Source organism: Mesoterricola sp. MK458, from assembly GCF_055384935.1.
The window spans coordinates 2704104-2725038 of sequence record NZ_AP045075.1; the positions used below are offsets into that span (position 1 = coordinate 2704104).

At 69.3% G+C, this 20935-nt stretch carries 20 protein-coding genes and 1 tRNA gene; 13 read left to right on the plus strand and 8 right to left on the minus strand.

Translation table 11 applies throughout. From position 1 onward, the window contains the following. Positions 1 to 23: 23 nt before the first annotated feature. Entirely contained in the window at positions 24 to 2780 is a 2757-nt protein-coding gene (gene gltA / locus ACZ5LB_RS11775; protein ID WP_464602416.1) for an NADPH-dependent glutamate synthase, read from the plus strand. Between the two features lie 222 nt (positions 2781 to 3002). Here the strand turns inward: gltA and ACZ5LB_RS11780 are convergent, their stop codons facing one another. Next, positions 3003 to 3662 (minus strand): Crp/Fnr family transcriptional regulator, encoded by a 660-nt coding sequence (locus ACZ5LB_RS11780; RefSeq protein ID WP_464602417.1) that lies wholly within the window; start codon positions 3660 to 3662, stop codon positions 3003 to 3005. Between the two features lie 210 nt (positions 3663 to 3872). Here ACZ5LB_RS11780 and ACZ5LB_RS11785 point away from each other — a divergent pair, with 210 nt between their 5' ends. Then, positions 3873 to 5327, plus strand: coding sequence for a glycoside hydrolase family protein (locus ACZ5LB_RS11785; protein ID WP_464602418.1), 1455 nt, complete (start codon positions 3873 to 3875; stop codon positions 5325 to 5327). Here the strand turns inward: ACZ5LB_RS11785 and ACZ5LB_RS11790 are convergent. From ACZ5LB_RS11790 to ACZ5LB_RS11805, 4 genes are all read right to left on the minus strand, one after another. After that, the gene (locus tag ACZ5LB_RS11790; protein ID WP_464602419.1) at positions 5320 to 7482 is read right to left on the minus strand and encodes an HAD-IIB family hydrolase; all 2163 of its coding nucleotides are present in this window, start codon (positions 7480 to 7482) and stop codon (positions 5320 to 5322) included. The genes ACZ5LB_RS11785 and ACZ5LB_RS11790 overlap by 8 nt on opposite strands. Positions 7483 to 7590: 108 nt before the next feature. Next, positions 7591 to 8157: an elongation factor P gene (efp, locus tag ACZ5LB_RS11795; protein ID WP_464602420.1), complete on the minus strand. Its 567-nt coding sequence runs from the start codon at positions 8155 to 8157 to the stop codon at positions 7591 to 7593. A gap of 84 nt (positions 8158 to 8241) precedes the next feature. Further along, positions 8242 to 8316, minus strand: a tRNA-Val gene (locus ACZ5LB_RS11800). 40 nt (positions 8317 to 8356) lie between these two features. Continuing rightward, positions 8357 to 10189, minus strand: a complete 1833-nt coding sequence (locus tag ACZ5LB_RS11805; protein ID WP_464602421.1) for a TonB-dependent receptor domain-containing protein — start codon at positions 10187 to 10189, stop codon at positions 8357 to 8359. Positions 10190 to 10378: 189 nt separating this feature from the next. Between ACZ5LB_RS11805 and ACZ5LB_RS11810 the strand changes: the two genes are divergently transcribed. The 8 genes from ACZ5LB_RS11810 (at position 10379) to ACZ5LB_RS11845 (ending at position 16385) form a co-directional block, all read left to right on the plus strand. Then, positions 10379 to 10960, plus strand: a complete 582-nt coding sequence (locus ACZ5LB_RS11810) for a gamma carbonic anhydrase family protein (protein ID WP_464602422.1) — start codon at positions 10379 to 10381, stop codon at positions 10958 to 10960. A gap of 54 nt (positions 10961 to 11014) precedes the next feature. Further along, positions 11015 to 12109, plus strand: a complete 1095-nt coding sequence (locus ACZ5LB_RS11815) for a hypothetical protein (RefSeq protein ID WP_464602423.1) — start codon at positions 11015 to 11017, stop codon at positions 12107 to 12109. A 94-nt stretch (positions 12110 to 12203) separates the two neighbouring features. After that, positions 12204 to 12641 carry a 50S ribosomal protein L13 gene (gene rplM / locus ACZ5LB_RS11820; RefSeq protein ID WP_306602199.1) on the plus strand — a complete coding sequence of 146 codons (438 nt, stop codon included), beginning with the start codon at positions 12204 to 12206 and terminating at the stop codon, positions 12639 to 12641. Between the two features lie 15 nt (positions 12642 to 12656). Continuing rightward, the gene (gene rpsI, locus ACZ5LB_RS11825; protein ID WP_464602424.1) at positions 12657 to 13049 is read left to right on the plus strand and encodes a 30S ribosomal protein S9; all 393 of its coding nucleotides are present in this window, start codon (positions 12657 to 12659) and stop codon (positions 13047 to 13049) included. 150 nt (positions 13050 to 13199) lie between these two features. Continuing rightward, positions 13200 to 13958 carry a 30S ribosomal protein S2 gene (gene rpsB, locus ACZ5LB_RS11830; RefSeq protein ID WP_464602425.1) on the plus strand — a complete coding sequence of 253 codons (759 nt, stop codon included), beginning with the start codon at positions 13200 to 13202 and terminating at the stop codon, positions 13956 to 13958. An 87-nt stretch (positions 13959 to 14045) separates the two neighbouring features. Beyond that, the gene (gene tsf / locus ACZ5LB_RS11835; RefSeq protein WP_464602426.1) at positions 14046 to 14708 is read left to right on the plus strand and encodes a translation elongation factor Ts; all 663 of its coding nucleotides are present in this window, start codon (positions 14046 to 14048) and stop codon (positions 14706 to 14708) included. A 68-nt stretch (positions 14709 to 14776) separates the two neighbouring features. Beyond that, on the plus strand, positions 14777 to 15715 hold the full coding sequence (gene fabD, locus ACZ5LB_RS11840) for an ACP S-malonyltransferase (protein WP_464602427.1): 939 nt from the start codon (positions 14777 to 14779) through the stop codon (positions 15713 to 15715). Further along, on the plus strand, positions 15708 to 16385 hold the full coding sequence (locus ACZ5LB_RS11845; RefSeq protein ID WP_464602428.1) for a YqiA/YcfP family alpha/beta fold hydrolase: 678 nt from the start codon (positions 15708 to 15710) through the stop codon (positions 16383 to 16385). Before fabD ends, ACZ5LB_RS11845 begins: the two co-directional genes overlap by 8 nt. 14 nt (positions 16386 to 16399) lie before the next feature. Here ACZ5LB_RS11845 and ACZ5LB_RS11850 read toward each other — a convergent pair whose 3' ends face one another. Next, complete coding sequence (locus tag ACZ5LB_RS11850; RefSeq protein ID WP_464602429.1) at positions 16400 to 16699, minus strand: hypothetical protein; 300 nt, start codon at positions 16697 to 16699, stop codon at positions 16400 to 16402. Positions 16700 to 16750: 51 nt separating this feature from the next. Here ACZ5LB_RS11850 and ACZ5LB_RS11855 point away from each other — a divergent pair, with 51 nt between their 5' ends. From ACZ5LB_RS11855 to ACZ5LB_RS11865, 3 genes are read left to right on the plus strand one after another with little or no spacing between them, the layout of a single operon-like run. Beyond that, positions 16751 to 17542, plus strand: coding sequence for a lysophospholipid acyltransferase family protein (locus tag ACZ5LB_RS11855; protein WP_464602430.1), 792 nt, complete (start codon positions 16751 to 16753; stop codon positions 17540 to 17542). Beyond that, positions 17523 to 17786 (plus strand): phosphopantetheine-binding protein, encoded by a 264-nt coding sequence (locus ACZ5LB_RS11860; protein WP_464602431.1) that lies wholly within the window; start codon positions 17523 to 17525, stop codon positions 17784 to 17786. Before ACZ5LB_RS11855 ends, ACZ5LB_RS11860 begins: the two co-directional genes overlap by 20 nt. A 55-nt stretch (positions 17787 to 17841) precedes the next feature. Next, complete coding sequence (locus tag ACZ5LB_RS11865; RefSeq protein WP_464602432.1) at positions 17842 to 18288, plus strand: ankyrin repeat domain-containing protein; 447 nt, start codon at positions 17842 to 17844, stop codon at positions 18286 to 18288. On the opposite strand, the gene ACZ5LB_RS11870 is transcribed toward ACZ5LB_RS11865, so the two are convergent. Both ACZ5LB_RS11870 and ACZ5LB_RS11875 read right to left on the minus strand, forming a co-directional pair. Beyond that, positions 18257 to 19417 (minus strand): DUF2062 domain-containing protein, encoded by a 1161-nt coding sequence (locus ACZ5LB_RS11870; RefSeq protein ID WP_464602433.1) that lies wholly within the window; start codon positions 19415 to 19417, stop codon positions 18257 to 18259. The genes ACZ5LB_RS11865 and ACZ5LB_RS11870 overlap by 32 nt on opposite strands. Next, positions 19410 to 20861, minus strand: coding sequence for a polysaccharide deacetylase family protein (locus tag ACZ5LB_RS11875; protein ID WP_464602434.1), 1452 nt, complete (start codon positions 20859 to 20861; stop codon positions 19410 to 19412). Before ACZ5LB_RS11875 ends, ACZ5LB_RS11870 begins: the two co-directional genes overlap by 8 nt. Positions 20862 to 20935 lie beyond the last annotated feature (74 nt).

A 20935-nucleotide genomic window follows, 5' to 3' on the forward strand; every position in this document is an offset into this window, starting at 1 on the left:
TTGAACAAATCCAGGAGATATCCATGCCCATCCCCGCCTCTTCAGTGGTCCACGACGAAACCTCCATGGGCGAGTGGCACCTGCTTCACCTTTCCGCCATGACGAAGATGTCCGAACTGGCTTCGGCCCTCCTGGCCCGGGACTGGGTCCAGGTGGACCGGGTCTGCCGGTGGGTGTACGAGGTGCTCCGACCCCACAACGAGGCCGAGGAACGCGAGCTGCTGCCCCTCCTGGACGAGCTGGGCGCCGAGGCCCTCATGGACCAGCTCATCGGGGACCACCGGGAGATGTGGGACCTCACCCTGCTCCTCCTGGCCGCCAACGCCGGCGGCGTGGTGGCCGAGCCCGGCCCCTACCAGGAACAGGCCCGGCGGCTCATGGACCTGATCCGCCAGCACATCGACACGGAAGAGCACATCATGCTGCCCCTGCTCAAGGGGAAGTCCCTGTACATGGGCGACGAGGTGAACGCCGACGGCTACCTCATCCTGGAAAAGCGCCTCCTGGCCCCCGAGACCTGGAGCTTCATCGTGCAGGCCCCCATGGTGGCCCGGGGCCGCAAGCCCGGCCAGTTCCTCATGGTGGCCCCCTTCGAGAAGAGCGAGCGCATCCCCCTCACCCTCGCCGACGGCGACGCCCGCAAGGGCTGGATCCGCTTCGTCATGGTGGAGGTGGGCGCCACCACCAAGGCCATGGGCAAGCTCAACCAGGGCGACAAGCTCTTCGCGGTGGCCGGCCCCATGGGCAGGCCCACGGAGCTGGTGGAGGAAGGCACCGTGGTGCTGGTGGCCGGCGGCTACGGCAGCGCGGCCATCCTGCCCGCGGCCCAGGCCCTCAAGGCCCGGGGCCAGCGGGTCATCACCGTGCTGGGCGGCCGTTCCCGGGAGCGGGTGCTCCTGGCCGAGGAACTGGACGCGGCGTCCGACGAGCTCATCATCACCACCGACGACGGCACCCTGGGCCGCCAGGGCATCGTGACCCAGCCCCTGGCCGAGATCCTGGAGCGGGAGCCCGTGGCCGAGGTGGTGGCGGTGGGTCCCATGCCCATGATGCAGGCGGTGTCCGAAGCCACCCGGCCCAAGGGCATCTTCACGCTGGTGAGCCTGAACGCGCTCATGGTGGACGGCACGGGCATGTGCGGCGGGTGCCGGGTGACCGTGGGCGGCGAGATGAAGTTCGCCTGCTTCGACGGCCCCGACTTCGACGGCCACAAGGTCGACTTCAACATGCTCCGCATGCGCCAGAACTGGTACAAGGAGGACGAGGCCTCGGCCGTGGACCACGTGTGCAACCTGGGCATGCCGAACCACCCGGTGACCGATGCGGACATGCCCTTCATCCCGCCCGTGGCCGACCTGGACTGGCAGAACCTGGACCTTTCCGCCCTCAAGCCCGCCCAGCGCATGAAGATCCCCCGCCAGATCGCAGCCTGCCAGGACCCCGCCGTCCGCGTGGGCAACTTCTCGGAAGTGACCCTGGCCCTCAACCCCGAGCAGGCCCGCCTGGAGGCCGCGCGGTGCCTGGACTGCAAGGTGCCCAAGTGCATCGAGGGCTGCCCGGTCAACATCAACATCCCCGCCTTCGTCAAGCAGATCGAGGCGGGCAACCCCCTGGAGGCGGCCCGCATCCTCAAGCAGTCCTCGAGCCTGCCCGCCGTGTGCGGCCGGGTGTGCCCGCAGGAAAAGCAGTGCGAGGCCAAGTGCGTGGTGGGCATCAAGGGTGACGCCGTGAGCATCGGGCGCCTGGAGCGGTTCGCCGCCGACGCGCTGCTGGCCGCCGAGCCCGAAACCCCGCCCATGGAGCCGGCCACGGGCCGCAAGGTGGCCGTGGTGGGCGCGGGCCCCGCGGGCCTGACCGTCGCCGGTGAACTGGCCGGCAAGGGCCACGACGTCACGGTGTTCGACGCCCTGCACCGCCCCGGCGGCGTGCTGCTCTACGGCATCCCCGAATTCCGCCTGCCCAACGCCATCGTGGAAAAGGAAGTGGACACCCTGCGCCGCATGGGCGTGAAGTTCGTCCTGAACACCCTGGTGGGCCGGAGCATGACCCTGGCCGAGCTGAAGGAGGAGTACGACGCCGTCTTCATGGGCACCGGCGCGGGCCTTCCCGGCATGCTGGGCATCCCCGGCGAGGACTTCAAGGGCATCTACACCGCCAACGAGTTCCTCACCCGCATCAACCTCATGCGCGCCGACCGCTTCCCCGAATCCGGCACGCCGGTGACGGTCGGAAAGCACGTCGTCATCGTGGGCTGCGGCAACACCGCCATGGACGCCTCCCGCGCCGCCAAGCGCCTGGGCCCCGAATCGGTCTCCATCGTCTACCGCCGCACCATCAAGGAATCCACGGCCCGCAAGGAGGAACTGGAGCACACCGAGGAGGAGGGCGTGCACTTCCACTTCCTCACCAACCCCCTGCGCTGCATCGGCAACGACAAGGGCTGGATCACCCACATCGAGTGCGCCGTCATGGAGCTCACCGAACCCGGCCCCGACGGCCGCCGCGGCGTGCGCGCCACCGCGGAGACCGTGACCCTGCCCTGCGACACGCTGGTGGTGGCCCTGGGCTTCTCGGTGAACCCCCTCATCGCCCAGACCGAGGAACGCCTCAAGACCCTCAAGGGCGGCGTGGTGCGGGTGGACGAGGCCACCGGGGAGACCACCGTGCCCGGCGTCTTCGCCGGGGGCGACGTCATCACCGGTGGGGCGACGGTGATCCTGGCCATGGGCCAGGGGCGGCGCGCCGCGGATGCGATGCACAAGCAGTTGATGAAGGCCTGAGCGGGTTTTCGACGCTCCCATCGCGAGGATGACGACAGGCGCCATGAATGGCGGCTCTTATCGGATTGTCCGGAGCGTATCGGAAGGACCAACGAAAAGATCAAACGCTGGGGCGCAGAGGGCTCCATGCGCCGAGCCGATCGGGTATTGGCCATTCCCGTTTCGATATCAGGAACAGGTTCCAATCAAAGGACCAAGCCGTTCCCGCAGTTCGCCGTGGGCTCAGCCCCGGGCGTAGCGCTGCAGTTTCTGGATGTCGAGGATCCTGACCACCGGGAACGTGCTCTGGATCAGGCCCAGGTCCGCCAGCAGCCTCAGGGCCCGACTGAAGGCCTCGCGGCTCGCGCCGATGCACTGGGCCAGATCCTCCTGGGTCTCCTTGAATTCCACCAGGGCCCGGCCGGGGTTGCGGCCCTGGTATTCCAGGATCAGCTGGCCGACCCGTTCGGGAACGCTGTGGAGGCTGAGCGTCTCCACCAGGGAGATGAGGTGGCGCACCTTGCCGGCGAAGTGCTGGATCATGCACATGGCCACGGCGTTGTTCTTGGTGGCCATGATGCGCAGGGCGCCGGCGGGCACCAGCCAGCACTCGGTGTCCCCGTGGGCCTCGGCGCCGCTGGCGGCCACGCCGCCGTCGAACACCTGGACCTCGCCCACGCAGGTGCCAGGCTGCAGGATGTCGATGACCTGGATCTTGCCGCGGCCGTCGGTGCGGAACACCTTCAGGGCCCCCTGCACCACCACGAACACGCCGGGCATGGCCTCGCCCTGGGTGAAGACCGGGCTGCCGTTGGGGTACCGCCGCAGCTCACTGACGGCGGCCAGTTCCTCGGCTTCCGCCGTGGGCAACCCTGCCAGGTAGTCGATCCGTCTCAGATTCACGATGGCCTGCCCCATGAGCACCCCAAATTGCACAGTGATTTGTATCACACAACGTGGTCGATCGTGAATCCCTGTGCAGGTCATTAACAGACCACCCGGTAAGGATTTGGACATTCCCGTCCTGGCAATCTTTACAACCTTCGGGAACGGGCGGGGCCGGCGGGAATCAAACCCATGCACGGTTGGACAAAAACCTTCGAAGGACAGGGGATGTACACATCTCGCGGGTTCAGGGAGTGGGAGATCGGCGACATCGACGTCATCCGGCGGGGCAAGTTGTTCCACCTGTTCCACCTGGTGCTTCCCAACCACGACTACATCGCCCATGCCGTGAGCCCGGACGGCATGAACTGGGCGCGCACCCGCAACGCCATTTTCACGGGGGAGCCCGGGACCTGGGACGACGACATGCTCTGGACCATGCACGTGAGCCACAACCCGGCGCGCAAGCTCTACGAGATGTTCTACACCGGGCTGCACCGGGCAGAGAACGGCTACTTCCAGCGCATCGGCCGGGCCGTTTCCCGCGACCTGGTGGCCTGGCGCAAGGAGAACGAGAAGAACCTGCCGCTCTTGCCCACGGGCAGCCACTACGAGGGACCCGGCTACTCCGAGCGGGGCTGGGTGTCCTTCCGGGATCCCTTCCTGTGGCGGAGCGCCGACCAGGAATGGCTCCTGCTCTGCGCCCGGGTGATCGGCGGTCCGGTCAGCCGGCGGGGCTGCGTGGGCCTGGTGCGCCGGGCCGAGGAAGGCTACGTCATCGAGCCGCCCCTCTTCTTCCCCCGGATGTACGACGACATCGAGTGCCCCTGCCTGGTGGAGCTGGAAGGGACCTACTACCTCATCGGTTCCATCCGGGAGGACGTGGAGGTGCATTACTGGTGGTGCGACACCTTCCAGGGCGAATACCGGGCCTTCAACAACAACGTCCTGCTCCCCAAGGGCAACTACGCGGCGCGGACCATGCGGGACGGCGACCGCACCCTCGTCTATTCCTTCTACATCGACGGGGTCAACGTGGAGACGGGGGCCCGCAGCCTTCCCCCGCCCAAGGAGCTGCGCCGGCGCGGCGACGGCAGGCTGGAACTGGTGAGCTACCACCGCTGGGCCGAGAAGGCCCGGGAGGCGGTCCCCTTCCAGCGGGACGCGTTCAGGCCCTGCCTGGACAACCCCACCTCCAGCTGCGAGGTGGACGGCGAGCGCATCCGCTTCGCGTGCCGCAGCGGCTTCGAGCTCTTCACGGTGCCGTCCGCGGAGGGGTCCTGGATCTGGGAACTGGACTGGCAGACGCTGCGCCAGGGCGACTGCGGGCTGGTCTTCGGGCTGGACGACCTGCTCAACGGCTACTTCATCTCCCTGGACACGGAGCGGGGCAAGGCCCAGATCCGCGCCTGGGGCAACCGCCTGGAGCGGGTGTTCCAGAACTACATCTACGAGAGCCTCCAGGTGGGAGAGTTCACGCCCATCCCGGACCGCCGCTACACCCTGCGGCTCATCCGGTGGGCGGGCTACATCGAGCTCTCGGTCAACGGGGTCGTGCGCCTTTCCCTGGTGGACACCCGGTTCTCGGGGCGCAGCCTGGGCATCTACCTGGAGAGCGCCGAGGTCAGCCTGGCCATGCCGGGCCTCCGGATCCTGGAGCCTCCGGGCCGGGACCTCACATGAACGTGAGAGGCAGCGGGAACCGGAGGCTGTAGTGGCGGATCCCCTCCAGGATCCCCGCGGCGCAGGGCTGGTTGGCGAAGAAGACCCGGGCCCGCCCCCGCAGCGGGGCCAGTTCGGGGCTGTGGTTCCCCACCACGATCCCCAGCATGTCGCCCAGGAGCATGTCCCGGTCGTTGCCGGAATCCCCGGCCACCAGGAAGCGGTCGGGGGGAATGCCCCACTTGAAGGCCAGGTAGCGCACCGCGTGGCCCTTGGAGGCGCACCGGGGCAGCACGTCCAGGTTCCGGGATTCGGAGTAGACCAGGTTGGCCTGCAGGCCCGCGGCGTGGAGGGTGGCCACCAGGGTCTCCAGGGGCGGCATCCGGCTGGGCTTGACGGTGTAGCTGAGCTTGTAGGGCCCCTGCTTGCGGTGGTTCTGGAGCCGGAGACCGGGCACGTCCTTGAGGGCCGCGGCCAGGTCCTCCCGCCTCCAGCCCTGGCGGATGTGGTTCTCCCAGGCCTGGTCGTGGGCGCGGTTGAACCCGTAGCGGATCTCGGTGCCGATGCCGCTGATGATCACGTCGGGCTCGGGCACGCCCCAGGTGCGCAGCGCCCACAGCGCGTTGTCCAGCTTGCGGCCCGTGGCCACCCCGAAGGCCAGGGCGCCGCGCTGGGCCCTGATCCAGGCCAGGAGCTGCTCCAGGGACTCCCGGTCCCCCAGGAGGGTGCCGTCCAGATCGCAGATGAGGGCGGCCCGGGCGTGGAGGAAGGGGGAGGTGCCCGGGGCGGGGTCCAGGTCGGCCCGGGCCCTCCGGGCCTGCTTCCGGCCGCGCTTGAGGACCTGCTGGACGACCTTCAGGTACTTCCCCACGTGGGCGTCCCAGCTGTAGGTTTCGCGCACCCGCCGGAGGCCGTTGCGGGCCCAGGATGCCCATCGCGACGGGTCCTCCAGGGCGTCCCGGATGGCCGCGGACAGGGCCGCGGGCTCCAGGGATTCCACCACGGCGCCGTTGCGGCAGTTGGCCACGATGTCCCTGGGCCCGCCGCAGTCGGTGGTCACCACGGGCAGCCCCGTGGCGGCGGCCTCGATGAGCGTGAGGCCGAAGCTCTCCTGCACCGAGGGGTTCACGTAGACGCCCCGGCGCTGCGCCGCCAGCCGGTAGAACCCGGGAACGTCCTCCGGGCGGTGGGTGCGGGGGAAGGCCACGGACCCGAAGAGGTCGAAGCGGTCCAGGGTGAGCAGCAGCTCCTCCCAGGTGCGGCGGCCCTCCTCGTCCATGTCGCGGATGTCCTCGTGGTGGCCGGCCACCAGCAGGAGGTTGGCCTGGGCCCGCAGGCGCGCGTCGAGCCCGTAGGCCTCCACCAGGCCCAGGATGTTCTTGGAGGGCACGGGGCGGCCGATGCAGAGCACCAGGGGCTTGCGGGGGCGCGCTAGGAAGCGGTCCACCAGGGCCGCCATGGCGGGTTCGGGGTGCCGGGAGGCCGGCGGGGTGAAGCGGTCCAGGTCCGTTCCCGGCGGGATCACCACGGCCCGGCGCGGGTCGAAGTGGGGGTAGAGGCCGTACTGCTCGGCCACCTCCTGGCGGGTGCTGGCCACCACCCGCGCGGCGTGGCGCAGCACCTCGTCCTCGGCTTGGATGCGCCGCTCGAAGTGGAAGGTGCGCTCCAGGGCGGCTTCCTTGCCCCCGGCCCGCAGGAGGCGGTCCCGCTTGCACCGCCCCAGGGAGTGCCCGGTGTGGAGGAAGGGGATGCCCAGGAGCGCGGAGAGGCGCTGGGCCACCAGGCCCGCGTCCCCGTAGTGGCTGTGGATCACGTCCGGCAGACGAGGGAGTTCCCGGGCGTACACCAGGAACCGGTCCACCAGCTGGTCCAGGTGATCCCAGAGCCGCTCCTTGCGCACGTAGCGCCGCGGGCCGAAGGGCAGGCGGATGATGCGGGCGTTGGGTCCCAGGGCCTCCTCGGGCTGGGCGTAGTCCGCGGTCAGGCCGGGATCCTGCACCAGGCGCGTGAGCAGGTCCACCTGGGCGACCTCCGGCCTCCGGCCCAGCGCCTTGGCCAGTTCCAGCACGTAAAGCACCTGCCCCCCGGTGTCCGGGTCGCGGCCCAGTTCCGGCGACAGGCCGCGCACCAGTCCGTGGACGCTGACCAACAGGATGTAGATGCCGTTTTCCCTCACCCGGGTCTCCTGAAGAGGACGTCCCGTTGAGATGCCGGCCAGGGGCCGGGGGTTCCAGGTACGTGAAAAGGCCCCGGAAACCGGGGCCTTTTCGAGTATGAAGGGCTGCTACTTGACCCGTTCCATGAAGGTGCGGTCCACGGTGTTCACGCGGATCTTCTCGCCCGCTTCCATGTAGGGCGGGACGTTCACGATGACGCCGTTCTCCATCTTCGCGGGCTTGTAGGAGCCGGTGGCGTTGGCGTTCTTCATGACGGGCTCGGTCTCGACGATCTCCAGGACGACGCTGGGAGGAAGGGTGATGCTCAGGGCCTTCTCCTCGTAGAACTCCACTTCGACCACCATGTTGGGCTGGAGGAAGACGGCGTCGTCGCCCATGAACTCCTTGGGGATCTCCAGCTGCTCGTAGGTCTCGCCGTTCATGAGCACGATGTTGTCGCCGTCCTCGTAGAGGAATTCCATCATGTGCTGCTCGAGGCTCGCCTTGTCGACCTTCTCGGCGGAACCGAAGCGGTTCTCGCGATTGAGGCCGTCCTTCAGGCGCTTCATCTTGGTGGCGATGCGGGCGGGGAGGTTGCCCGGGGTCTGGTGCTCGACGAACGTCACGCGGCAGAGTTCGCCTTCGAAATTGATGATCATTCCGACGCGGAGCTGGACGGCGTTGATGAAGGGCATGGAATCACCTCGTGGAGTCCCGGTTGCGGAGTTTTCGACTTCCAATCAGATGGCCCCCGGTTTTACCCAGGGGCCATGTGTCGGTGGTGGGCATATCAGGATTCGAACCTGAGACTTCTACCGTGTGAAGGTAGCACTCTACCGCTGAGTTATACGCCCGCGGTCCATCAGAGTAGCACCTCTCAGGGATTTGTCCACATCAGAATCGCCGGCGCACTTCCACCCGGATGGCCTGGGGATCGGCGGGCTTCAGGTGCCGGTCCGGGGTCGGGTCGCCATCCGGGAAGCGGGAGGCGTAGTGGTACTGGTAGTTATATTTCTTCCAGTTGAATGCGTTGATCACCTCCACCCCGAAGGACCACGTTTCCAGGTCCACCTGCGCCTTCAGCTCCAGGGCGTCCTGGCGCCTCGCGGTGACGGCGCCGTCTCCCGTGAGGGGGCGAACCCCCGTGCGCCGGACCTTGGCTTCCAGGGTGAGTCCATGGTCGGCCCAGCCCACGCCCAGGTACCCGGTCAGGGGGACCGAGCCGGGCACCCGGTCCAGGCCGTGGGCGGGCTTCTTGAAGGCGGCCCGGTTCCAGCCCCAGGCCAGCTCCGCGCGCCAGGGCCCGGTGCGCACGTCGTTGTAGAGTTCGATGCCCTCGTGGCGGGCCGGGCCCCGGGCCGTGAAGGCGTTCTGGGCCGGGTCGAAGAGCACTTCGGCTTCCAGGTCCAGGCGCCACACCGTCAGGCTCGCCACCCACGGGTCCAGGGGCCGGGTCTGGGCGCTCACCTCGGCGCTGGTGGTGCGCACCATGGGCCGGGTGTCCCGGAACGCGTCGCCGATGCGGAAGCCGCGTCCGGCGCTGGCCGAGAAGACCGTGCCCTCGGCCGGGGAGAAGGAGAGGCCGGCCCGGGGGCTGCCCAAGGTCTGTCCGCGGTCCTGGGGCGTCCAGGGGCCGGCCAGGGCGCTGACCTGGTTCCGGTGGGCGTCCAGGCGCATGCCCAGGAAGGCTTCCCACCCGCCCCCCAGACGCAGGGTGCTCTGGCCGTGGAGGGTGCCATGGTACAGGCCGCCGCGGGCGGCCAGCCCGGGCACGGGGGAGGCGCCCAGGCGCTTCCGGCCGGCGGTGGGCGTCACCTCGGCCTTCACGCGGTCCGCGCGGCCCTGGGCGCCCAGGGTGTGGGTCCAGGCGCCCCGCGTCCAGGTGGTCTCGGCGTCCACCCCCAGGAAGGCCCTGCGGTCGACCTGCTCGGTCTGGTCCCCGTTCACGGGGTCGAGAAGGAAGTAGGTCCAGTTGTTCCAGATCCGGTGATGGTGGGTGCCGGCGTAGACCCGGATGCGCCGGGAGCCCCCCGGCCCTTCCCCTGAGGCCAGGCGCCAGCCCAGGAGCGCCCGCTGGTTCCAGGTGCCGTCGCCCAGCCTGGCGTCGTCGGCGCCGCCGTCCCCCTTCCAGGGCCGCGCGGGGCTGGCGCCGCCGGCGTCGGTCTGGTCGTCGGAGCCCAGGAACGTGAGGCTCCACCGGCCCCGGGGGCCCTCGCCATCCTGGCGCAACGCGAGGTTGAGGCGGGCCGAACCCGTAAGGTCGTCCCAGGGCCGCTCGTTGCGGGTGAGGTCCAGGGCGTAGGTGAACCGGGACGGCAGGGTCTCGGTCCACAGGAACCGCGCGAAGCGGTCCGTGCGGGCCCCGCCGTAGGTGAACGACAGGAAGGGTTCCCGCTGCGCGGGCACCAGCTCCAGCGAGGCCTTCCCCGCCACCGCGGTCTGGGCCGAGCGGTAGGGGCCCTTGGCGTACTGGAAACCCTCCACCACCTCCGGGATCACCAGGGACGGGTCCAGGAAGCCCGGGCCGTGCACGTGGGAGGGGGTGTTGAGGGGAATGCCGCCCAGGTCCATTTCGAAGTCGGTGCCGAATTCCAGTTCGAAACCCCGGGCGAAGAACTGCGAGGACTCGGAACCCGCCTGGGGGGGCATGCGGCGATCCGCCCCATGGAGGCCCTGGGCGAGGATCGTCGCATAGAACATGCCTTCCACAAGCCGCTGCCTGGCCATTCCGCCCTCCGTTCGCGATGCCGGCGTCGGGGCAGGCATTCAAGCCACCCCAGGCGCCGCGTGACTTCTGTGTGCGGGGACCCGGGCCCTGGTTCGATGATTGCCGTATACAATGCCCCACTGGCGCCCCACCGGCGCCCCACCGGCCCGGGCTTCCCCTTCCGGTTATCGTGGACGTCGAGGTGCATCGTGATCATCCCCTTCCAAGGCATGGCTCCGCGCATTGGCCAGCGGGTGCTGGTGGCCCCGGGCGCCACGGTCCTGGGCGACGTGGCCATCGGCGACGACGCGTCGGTGTGGTTCAACTGCGTCCTGCGGGGAGACGTCAACGCCATCACCATCGGCCGCAGGGTGAACATCCAGGACTTCTGCTGCCTCCACGTCACCAACGGCAAGTGGGCCCTCACCCTGGAGGACGAGGTGAGCGTGGCCCACAACGTCATGCTCCACGGTTGCACCGTGCGCCGGGGGGCCCTGGTGGGCATGAGCAGCACGATCATGGACGGCGCGGAGGTGGGCGAGGGCTGCCTGGTGGCGGCCGGGTCGCTGGTCAAGGAGGGGTTCAAGGCGCCGCCGGGGACCCTCGTGGCCGGATGGCCCGCCACGGTCAAGGGGCCGCTGTCCCCCGCGCAGCGCGAGCTGGTGGCGGGCATCTGGCAGCGCTACGTGCGCTACAAGGAAGCCTACTTCAAGGACGGCTGGCCCATGGCCGTCTCCCCGGCGGCGGCGTTCCCGGAACCCGGGTTCCGGGAAGGACATCTTTTCCCCTAGCGGGAGAACGCCGGTTTACGGCTAGACTTTCTTCCATTGAAACCCCAGAGCCCCATGAGCCCCTTCCTCGTCCTCCGCGTCCACACCGATCTTCGCCTCGGCTTCGGCCACCTGGCCCGGGCCCTGGTTCTCCAGGAACACTGGCGCGGCCTGGGCGGCGCCGCCTGCATCGCCGTCTCGGGTGACGCGCGGGCCCGCCAGGTGGGCAAGGGCCTCCATCCCTTCGACGGCCAGCCCCTGCCCTGCCGCACCGTGGACCTGGGCGAGGACATCCACGCCGCACTGCCGGAATCCCTCAGGGCCGAAGCCGACGTCGTCCTGGTGGACCTGTGGGACGCCACCCAGGCCGACGTGGCCGGGGCGCGCCCCCCGAAGGTCGCCCTCATGGAGGACGAAGGGGATGCCCACGAGGCCGCCGACCTGCTCTTCCAGCCCTACCTGGAGGGCGTCTCCTGGCCCGCGTCCCCCCTGAAGGTCGTGGACGGCCGCAAGGTCCGCCCCCTGGAGACCCGGCGCGGCGCCTGCCGGATCCTGCGCGGCACCCACTACGTCGTGGTGGATCCCCAGGCCCTGGCCGCCCGGCCCCGGCGGGAGCCGCTCCAGCCCCTGGCGGTGCACAAGCTCCTCGTGACCTTCGGAGGCACCGACGGCCCCGGGCTGGCGGGGCGCGCCCTGGAGGTGCTGCGGAGCCTGGAGGCCTCGGGGCGCTGGACCGGCGCCTGCACCGTCCTGGCCCCCCAGGGCCTGGAGGCCAAGCCCTTCCCGGGCTGCCGGGTGCTCCAGAGCCTGCCGGGGCTCACCCGCCACCTCCAGTCCTTCGACGCCATCTGGTGCGCCGGCGGCATCACCCTGGCCGAAGCCCTGTGCATGGGCGTGCCCGCGGCCACCTGGGGCCAGAACGACCGCCAGCAGGTCATGCTCTCGGACCTGGCCCGCGCCGGGGGGTGCCTGGACCTGGGCATGGGCACCGACGCCGACCCCGAGGCCACCCGGGACGCCCTGGAGCAGTGGCTGGGTCCCGAGGGCCAGGAGACGCGCCAGGAGCAGGTGCGAGACGGCATGGCCCTCATCGACGGGATGGGCGCCGGGCGGGTGGCCCAGGAGCTCTGGAGCCTCGCCTCAGTGCCAAAAGAGTCCTTGACCCCTTAGGGCATCAACGATAAAGTTGGTGTTCTGCGCATCACCAGATGGGCAGCTTGACGATGGATTTCACATCGAATTCGTAGGTTTCCGGAGTTCGGCCATGAGCACCTATTTCCCCAAGGGTCAAGACCTAGTCAATCGCAAGTGGTTCGTCGTCGACGCCACCGGGCTGCCCGTGGGCCGCCTGAGCACCGTCGTCGCGGACGTCCTTTCGGGCAAGAGCAAGCCCACCTGGACCCCCTTCATCGACACGGGCGACCATGTGGTGGTGATCAATGCCGCCAAGGCCGTCTTCACCGGCAAGAAGGCCACCCAGAAGTTCTACCGCCGCACGAGCACCCAGCCCGGCAGCATGGTTGAGGTCCGGGCCGACGTCATGAAGATCACCTTCCCCGGCCGCATCATCGAGAGCGCCGTGAAGGGCATGCTTCCCAAGGGCCCCCTGGGCCGCGCGATGTATCGCAAGCTCAAGGTCTACGACGGCGCCGAGCACCAGCAGCAGTCGCAGCAGCCCGAAACCCTGGCTATCAAGCTCTAAACTACCGAGGCACACATGGCGATTTCCCAGAACTACGGAACCGGCCGGCGCAAGTCCTGCACCGCTCGCGTCTTCATGCGCCCCGGCACCGGCAAGGTCACCGTGAACGGCCGCACCGAGGAGAACTACTTCCCCAACGCCGTGCTGCGCATGGTGGTGCACCAGCCCCTGGTGCTGGCTGAGCTGGATGGCAAGTTCGACCTGCTCGTCTCCGTCTCCGGCGGCGGCCCTGCCGGCCAGGCTTCGGCCATCCGCATGGGTCTCTCCCGCGCCCTCCTGGGCTACAACGACCAGCTCAAGAGCATGCTCCGGCAGGCCGGCCTGCTGACCCGCGATCCTCGCATGAAGGAGCGCAAGAAGCCCGGTCAGATGGGCGCCCGCCGCCGCTTCCAGTTCTCGAAGCGCTAGTCTTTGGCAATGCGTATCAAGGACGGGGAGATTCGATCTCCCCGTTCGTGTGTCTGACGGATTCCTCTCCGGAGGAATCGATTCGGGCGGAGTCTTCCCCTTCGCCCTCCATCCCCCGCGGCATCCGCCGCTCTCCCAGGGAGGCCTTCCATGGCTGCCATTCAAATGAAGGAACTGCTTGAAGCCGGTGTGCACTTCGGCCACCAGACCAAGCGCTGGAACCCCAAGATGAAGAAGTACATCTTCGGCGCCCGGAACAGCATCTACATCATCGACCTGCAGAAGACCCTCCGCCTCTGGAACACGGCCGCCAACTTCCTCACCAAGGCCGCCAGCGAAGGCAAGACCTTCCTCTTCGTCGCCACCAAGCCCCAGGCCCAGGAGCTCATCGCCGAGCAGGCCCAGCGTTGCGGCGCCTACTACGTGAACAACCGCTGGCTGGGCGGCATGCTCACCAACTTCGCGACCATCAAGAAGTCCCTGGACAAGCTCAAGGAGATCGAGGCCACCCTCAACGATCCCGCGCGCACGGCCATGCTCACGAAGAAGGAGATCCTGACCCTGACCCGCTCCAAGGAGAAGCTCGAAGCCTCCTTCGCCGGCATCCGGGACATGCGCGCGGTTCCCGACGTCATCTTCGTCATCGATCCGCACCGCGAGGACATCGCCATCACCGAGGCCGCCAAGCTGGGCCTGAAGATCGTCGGCCTGGTCGACACCAACTGCGACCCCGACAAGATCAACTACGTGATCCCCGCCAACGACGACGCGATCCGTTCCATCCTGCTCTTCTCCGAGCGCGTGGCCGACTCCATCCTCGAAGGCCGCCAGTCCTTCCAGGACAAGGGCGACAACGACAAGATGAAGGCCATGATGGCCGAGAAGATGAACGAAGGCGGCGAGGCCTAGGCTTGGCTTTGAAGCGGTCAGTTGCCGGCTCCGAGCCCGGCCGCTGACCGCTCAGTTCTTATCACCGAATTTTCACAGGAGTTCGCAATGGCATACACGGCCCTAGATGTGAAGGCCCTCCGGGACAAGACCGGCCTGGGCATGATGGACTGCAAGAAGGCCCTGGAAGAGAACGGCGGGGACATGGACAAGGCCATGGACTACCTCCGGAAGAAGGGCCTCGCCTCCTCCGCCGCCAAGGCCGGCCGCATCGCCGCCGAAGGCATCGTGGAGTCCTACATCCACCCCGGCGGCCGCGTGGGCGTGCTCCTCGAACTGAACTGCGAGACCGACTTCGTGGCCCGCACCGAGAACTTCACGCGCCTGGTGCGCGAGGTGGCCATGCACATCGCCGCCCACGATCCCGCGCCCCAGTTCGTGTCCAAGGAAGAGGTCACCCAGTCCTACCTGGACAAGGAGAAGGAGATCGCCACCTCCCAGGCCATGGCCACCGGCAAGCCCGCGGCCGTGGTGGAGAAGATCGTCGAAGGCAAGATGAACAAGATCTACGAGGAGGTCTGCCTCCTGGAGCAGAAGTTCATCATGAACACCGACCTCACCGTCGCCCAGCACCTCTCCGCCAAGACCGCCGAGATCGGCGAGAAGCTCAGCATCCGCCGCTTCACGAAGTACGTGATGGGCGAGGGCCTCGAAAAGCGCAACGACGACTTCGCGGCGGAAGTCGCCGCCCAGGCCGCCGCCGCCAAGTAGGATTCCACCTGGTTCAATTGAGCGGGAAGGCGGCCCTGGTGCCGCCTTCTCCATTTTCGGAGGTATCTATGAGCAAGACCGCGTGGCTGTTCCCGGGCCAGGGTTCCCAGGCCGTGGGCATGGGCGTTGCGCTGGCCGAGGCGGAACCCGCCGCCAAGGCCGTCCTCCAGGAGGCCGACGAGGCCCTGGGCTTCAACCTCTCCACCCTCATGGCCCAGGGCCCCGAGGAGCAGCTGAAGCTGACCGAGCACACCCAGCCCGCCATCCTCACCCACAGCACCATGGTGGTCCGCGCCTACGGCGCGCGCCTGCCCCGGCCCGACTTCGTCGCCGGGCATTCCCTGGGCGAGTACAGCGCCCTGGTGGCCAACGGCAGCCTGAGGTTCCGCGACGCCGTGCGCACCGTGCGCGAGCGCGGCCGGGCCATGCAGGTGGCCGTGCCCGTGGGCGTGGGCGCCATGGCCGCCATCCTGGGTTCCACCGTGGCCGATGTGGAGGCCGCCTGCGCCGAGGCCCAGACCCAGACCGGCAAGGTCGCCGTCCCCGCCAACTTCAACGGTCCCGGCCAGATCGTCATCGCCGGGCATGTGGAGGGCGTGGAAGCCGCCATGGAGATCCTCAAGGCCAAGGGCGTGCGCAAGATGATGAAGCTGCCCGTCAGCGCCCCCTTCCACAGCCCCCTCATGGAGCCCGCCAAGGCGCACATGCAGCCGCTGCTCGCCTCCACCGTCTTCGCCGTTCCCTCCTGCCCCCTGGCCAACAACGTGGACGCCGCCCTGGTGGACGACCCCGCGGCCCTGAGGGACGGTCTCGTGCGCCAGATCCCCGGCGCGGTGCGCTGGGAGGCCCTCACCGCCCGGCTCCTGCAGGAGGGCGTCACCACCTTCTTCGAACTGGGCCCCGGCAAGGTGCTCAGCGGCCTCGTGAAGCGCCAGGCCAAGGAAGCCGGCATCGAGGTGACCGCCACCTCCATCGGCGGCCCCGAGGACCTGCAGGCCCTTGCCTAGGAGGCTGTCCACGTCCAGCCTCGTCTACCTCCACGGTTTCGCCTCGGGCCCCGGCGGGTCCAAGGGCGGGCACTGCCGGGCCTGGGCGGAGGCGAGGGGCATCCCCTTCATCGCCCCGGACCTGAACCTGCCGACCTTCGAGACCCTCACCGTCTCCGCCCAGGTGGAGGCGGTGGAGGCGCTTCTGGGTGGGCTGCCCCACCCGCCGGTCCTGGTGGGCAGCAGCCTTGGGGGCCTAGTGGCCGCCGCCGTGGCCCACCGCGGCGCGGCCGTGGCGGGCCTCATCCTCCTGGCCCCGGCCCTGGGCTTCGCCGCCCGGCGCCTGGAGGGGCCGCGCTGGGCCGGCTACCGCCGCCGCGGGCGGATGCCCGTCTTCCACCACGCGCGCAACGCCTGGACCACCCTGGGGCCCGACCTGCTTGCGGACCTGCCGGCCTGGGCCGGCGACGGGCAGTGGCGCGTGGAGGCGCCCCTGGCGATCCTTCACGGCACCCGGGACGAATCCGTGCCGGTGGAGGAAAGCCGCACCTTCGCACGCCGGCACGAGGGCGCGATCCTTCTGGAAGTGGATGACGACCACGGGCTGCTGGGGGAGACCAGCCTGGCGGCGCTGGATGGGCTCCTGTCCCGGATGCTGCCAGGCGCCCAAGCCAACGTGACGCAGGCTTGACGGGCCGCGGTAGCCTACTCCCCCTTCACCGCCTTCTTCACCCCATGGCCCACGTCCTTCGCCCCGTCCCGGAAGCCGTGGCCGACCTTCTTCGCCCCTTCACCGACCGCCTTTCCGGCGGTCTTCGCGCCCTTGCCCACGGCCTTGCCGGTTTTCTTGGCGGCCTGGCCCACGGCCTTGGCGCCCTTCTTCACGGCGTGGCCGACTTCCTTGCCCGCCTCCTTGACGCCCTCCACCACGCCTGGCTTTTCGTCCTGGGCACCCACGGCGCCACCCGAAAGCACCAGGGCCGTCACGATAAGTCCCTTCACCATGGTCCCCTCCCCGCCACATTCTAGTCCGCAATGGCATACTTACCATTCCCCATGGCCGCCCCCCCATCGCTCCTGCCCCCGCGCCTGCGACAAGCGGGGAAGATCCTCACCAGCGGAATCCTCTTCACCCTCCTGGGGGTGGGCGGCTGCCTGTGCACGCTGCTGATCCGGCCCATCCTGGCCGTAATGCCGGGCGGCCAGGAAGCCCGCCGCCGGCGGGCGGCGCGCATCATCCGGCGCTTCTTCCGGCTCTTCGTCTTCGGTCTGGAGGCCTCCGGGATCCTGAAGGTGGTGACCCAGGGGCAGCCGCAGGTCCTCAGGGGCACCCTCATCCTGGCGAATCATCCGTCGTATCTGGATATCGTCATCCTCATCGCCCTCCTGCCCGACACGGTTTGCGTGGTCAAGGAGGCGGTGTGGAACAATCCCTTCTTCGGCCCCCTCGTGCGGGCCGCGGGCTTCATCAACAACCAGGACCCGGAGCGGGTGCTGGAGCACTGCGGCCTGGCCCTGGCTTCGGGCCGGAACCTCGTGATCTTCCCGGAAGGGGGCCGGACCCGGATTGGCCAGCCCCTCAAGTTCAAGCGGGGCCCGGCCCACCTGGCCCTGCGCACGGGCGCCCCCATCCTGCCGGTGCGCGTCTCGGTGGACCCGCCCCTCCTGGCCAAGGGCGACCGGTGGTACATGATCCCGGCCCCCACCTGCACGTTCCGCTTCGTGTTCGACGCCTGGGTGCACGCCCCCGCGGCCCCGGAGCAGGACCGCCCCCGGGAGGCCCGGGCCCTCACGCGGCTCCTGGAGAGCCGCTTCCACGAGGAGAGCCATGGCTCCCACGACGCTTGAACTGAAGGCCTTCATCATCGAGACCCTGGACCTGGAGGACCTCCTGCCCGGGGACATCGGCGACGACCAGCCGCTGTTCAAGGGGGGCCTGGGCCTGGACTCCGTGGATGCCCTGGAATTGGCCATGGCCCTGAAGCGCCGCTACGGCGCCACGGTGGAGGAGGCCGGGTCCCTGCAGGGGCGTCTGGGCACCGTGCGGGCCCTGGCCGCCTGGCTCTCCGAAAGGGGCGGAGAAACCGGGTGAAACCGCAGGATCAGGCGGTATACACTGGTTTATTCCAACCAGCCAGGAGTGGCCCATGAGACTTGCCCCCCTTCTCGCCGCCGCCGCCATCGTCCTGGGAGGCTCCGCCCTCCAGGCCGGCACCAAGCTCTCCCGGGCCGTCGCGGACGGCAACCTCCAGAAGGCCAAGGACCTGGTGGCATCCGGGGAGAAGGTGAACGAGGTGGACAAGTGGGGCTGGACGCCCCTGGCGTGGGCCGCCTACAACGGGTACCCGCCCATCGTGGCGTGGCTCCTGGAGCAGGGCGCGGATCCCAATGCCCTGACCATCAAGGAATACGGACGCTACAAGCCGGGCGTCTCGCCCCTGATCCTGGCCGCCTACTACGGCCATGACGGGATCGTCGCCGACCTGCTCAAGGCCAAGGCCGACCCCGGCATCACCGACGTCTCCGGCAAGAAGGCCGTGGACTACGCCCGGGAGTTCGGGTTCACCAAGTGCGTGGAGCTGCTTTCCCGGTAGCCCGGAAGCGCTTCACCAGGAACCAGGTGGGCACGGCCAGCAGAAGGCCCAACGCGGGCCCCACCACCAGCGCCCCCAACAGCCATTCCCAGAGGCGCTGGGGCAGTTCAACTACGAGCCCCTGGCGGTTCCAGGTGGTCCACCAGCGCCCGTGGAGGAGCAGGTGCCCCACCTGCACGCAGAGGAACGGCACGAAGGGCGCCACGCAGACGTTGGAGGCGCCCATGCCCGCCAGCTTGTTGAGGTGCAGCCGGTGGTGCACGAAGGCGATCACCAGGAGCCCGAAGGGGATGATGGGCAGGCTGCCCAGGAAGACCCCCAGCCCCACCGCGGTGGCCAGGGCCGCGGGGCTGTCGTGCTCGGAGGCGAGCGTGCGCAGGAAGGCGCGGGGTGAAATCAGGGCCCGCCGCGCCTCCTCGGCCAGGGGCGGCCCCTGGCGGCGGAACAGGGCGAGGGTGACCAGGCAGGTGTGGAGCGCGGTGAGCCGGAGGTTGTCCCGGAAGGCCCGGAAATGGGAGATGCGTCCCTCGGCCTGGTAGAGGACCCGCACCGGGGCCTCCGCGATGGCCAGGCCCGCCCACGCGCCGCGCACCAGGACCTCCACCTCGAAGGCGTAGCGGCGGGTCCGGAACGTCCCGCCGGTGAGGAACGCCACGGGGTAGACCCGGTACCCGCTCTGGGTGTCGGCCAGGTCGCGCCCGCACTCCAGGCGCACCCAGAAGTTGGAGAAGGCCCGGCCGAAACGGCTGGACCCGGGCACGTGCGGTCCGTCCATGGCGCGCACGCCGATGGCGATGGCGGGCCAGTGCGCGAAGGCCGCGGCCAGGAGCGCCGGGGCATCGGAAGGGAAGTGCTGGCCGTCGGCGTCGATGGAGAGGAGGGCGCCGAAGCCCGCCTCCGCGGCGACACGGGCCCCGGCCAGGAGCGCAGCGCCCTTGCCCTGGTTGGGCTCCAGGCGCAGGGTGCGCACGGGCAGGTCCGCCACCCGTTCCAGGGCGCCGTCGCGGCTGCCGTCGTCCACCACCAGCACCGGGAGCCCGGCTTCGAGAAGCCCTTCCACGACCCCCCGCAGGGTGGCGGCGTGGTCGTACACAGGCACCACCGCCAGGGCGCGGGGGGCTTCAGTCATGGGCGGGATCCCTCCGGCGTCCTTCCACTTCCAGGATCATGCCGCCCCGGCCCAGGAAGGTGAGCAGGTGGCCCTGCACACGCACCGGTTCGATGCCCGCCGCGCGCAGGAACCGCACCACGTCCCGCCGCGAGCGGGACTTCAGCCAGATGCCCTGGCGCAGGGCGTTGCCCACCTGCGTCCAGAACCGGAGGAAGGACGTGCGCGCGGTGATGAAGTACACCGGGGCGCCGGGTTCCAGATGGGGCGCCAGACGCCGGAAGAAGGCCGGCAGGTCCTGGAAGTACTCGAAGACGAGGAACGAGAACACGGCGGCGTAGGGGCCCTCGAAGGCCAGGGCCTCGGCGTCCCCCTCCCGGGTGCGGATGTTGCCGAGGCCCGCGGCCGCCGCCTTGCACTCCAGATGGCGCAGCATGTTGCCGGAAAGGTCCACGGCCTGCACCTCGGTGCAGTTCCGGGCCAGTTCGAGGGTGAAGATGCCCGTGCCCGCGCCCAGTTCCAGCACGGTGCCGGTGCCGTGGAGGAGGTGCGGCAGGCGCGCGCGGAAGAGCTCCAGTTCCAGGTTCCGGCTCATGGCCACGGCCGTGCCGAACTGCTCCTGGTCGTAGGTGCCGGCCAGGTCGTCGTAGAAGCTTTCCGCGGCGCCCTGGCATTCCAGGCCGCGCCGCATCAGGGAGCGGCCCAGGAGCGTGGACGGGGCCACCACCTCCAGCCCCCGCTCCCCCAGCCCGCGCAGCACGGCGCCGTGCTCCGCCAGCAGCTCGTCCACGGTGGCGCGGGTGGGCAAGACGTCGTGCAGGAGGATCAGGTCCCCGGGCCGGACCTTGCCCAGGATGCGCCGGGCCAGGCCCGGCACGCGCCGGTTGCCCTGGTCCAGGCCCCGGCAGCTGAAGTTCACGCAGAACATGCCGTGGTCCAGGAGCACCGGCCAGAGCCTGGAGCTGGTGATCCCCACCGGAGGCCGGAAGGCCCGCGGCAGGATGCCGAAGCCCTTGAAGATCTCCTGGGCCCGGGCCACCTCCTCCCGGAGGATCCGCTGGCCGCGGAGCATGAGCATGGGGAAGTGGTGCCAGCTGTGGCTGCCGATCTCGTGGCCCCGGGCGAGGATCTCCCGCACCAGGTCCGGATGCGCCTCGGCCTTGGCGGCCACCAGGAAGAAGGCCGCCTTCACGCCGTGGCGGTCCAGGAGGTCCAGGACCGCGGGGGTCACCGCCGGATCGGGCCCGTCGTCGAAGCTCAGGGCCACCCGTGGCGACCTGCGGCTGCCCCGGGACAGGATGGGCAGGAAGAAGCCGAAGCGGGGCAGGAAAGGCGCCACAGCGCAGAGCAGGACGAAGAGGGCCAGGGGCAGCGCGGCCAATCGAACATCCACGAAGAGCAGAAGGAAGGCCAGCTGGAACGCGGTGAGGGCCGCCAGGTGGGCCACGGTCAGGGGAAAGCGCATGTGTGCTATATTACAGAATTACGAACAGGTGCGGGCTTCCGGGCATGCCCCCTGACCCTGGGGCGCCATGAGCC